1 protein-coding gene is annotated in these 965 nt (G+C 69.2%); it reads left to right on the top strand.

Annotated features, from left to right (window positions below; all coding sequences use genetic code 11):
* Positions 1 to 4 precede the first annotated feature (4 nt).
* Positions 5 to 965, top strand: a 961-nt coding sequence (locus tag F6S12_RS32215) for a methyl-accepting chemotaxis protein (RefSeq protein WP_409999884.1), incomplete at its 3' end; no start/stop codon positions are given.

Genomic DNA, 965 nt, shown 5'->3' with positions numbered 1-965 from the left:
AACCTTGTATGCGCGCCTGCGGGCCGACAAGGCGCCGGTCTGCGCCTGGCGCCGCATCGAGGCCGCAGCCCGGCCCTTGCTGCTGCCGGTGGCGGTGGCGGTAGGCTGCCTGGCCGCCTTCCACTGGCTACCGACGCTGGCCGCCCAGGGCCTGACCGTCGCGGGTTTCGTGGCTGTCGGGCTGCTGGCCCAGCGCCGCCTGGGGCAGCAGCTCAAGCAGATTGTCAGTAGCACACCGAATACCTTTGCCGATCCGATCTGCGCCCTGGCCTACAGCGAAGCACTGGGGCCGGCGGCGCAGTTGCAGATGATCCTGATCAGTGAGGAGGCGCGCCTAAAGACCGCCCTGACCCGCCTCAGCGATCTGGCCCGGCAGATGGCTACCGCAGCGGCCGATTCCAGCCAATTGTCCAGCCGCACCGAGTCGGCGCTGCTGGAGCAGCGGGCGGAAACCGACATGACCGCGGCCGCCATGACCCAGATGGCTGCTTCAATCACCGAGGTCGCTGAACACGTCCAGCACACCGCCAGCGAAGCCCACACCGCCAACCTGCTGGCTCGGCAGGGCAGCGAGGTGGCCGGCACCTCGCGGGATGCCATCCAGTTGCTGGCGCGCACCGTGACCCAGATCAACCAGGCCGTGGGCGATCTGGCCGGGCAGACCCAGGAGATCATGGTGGCGGCGAGCATGATCCAGGCGATTGCCGACCAGACCAACCTGCTGGCCCTGAATGCGGCCATCGAGGCAGCCCGAGCTGGTGAGCAGGGCCGTGGTTTTGCCGTGGTCGCCGATGAGGTGCGGGCCCTGGCCGGCAAGACCCGCGAGTCGACCCAGCAGATCCAGGGCATCATCCAGAGCCTGCGCGCCGGGGCCGACGAAGCCGTGCAGATCGCCAGCCTGGGCATCGAGGAGGCGGAGCAGGGCGTGCAGCAGGTGGTCCAGGCCCAGCAGGCGCTGCAAGGCA

The sequence above is a fragment of the Pseudomonas sp. JV245A genome (assembly GCF_032424515.1).
GTDB lineage: Bacteria > Pseudomonadota > Gammaproteobacteria > Pseudomonadales > Pseudomonadaceae > Aquipseudomonas > Aquipseudomonas protegens.
The sequence above is the reverse complement of the archived record's forward strand: the minus strand, read 5'-3'. Positions and strand labels throughout refer to the sequence as shown.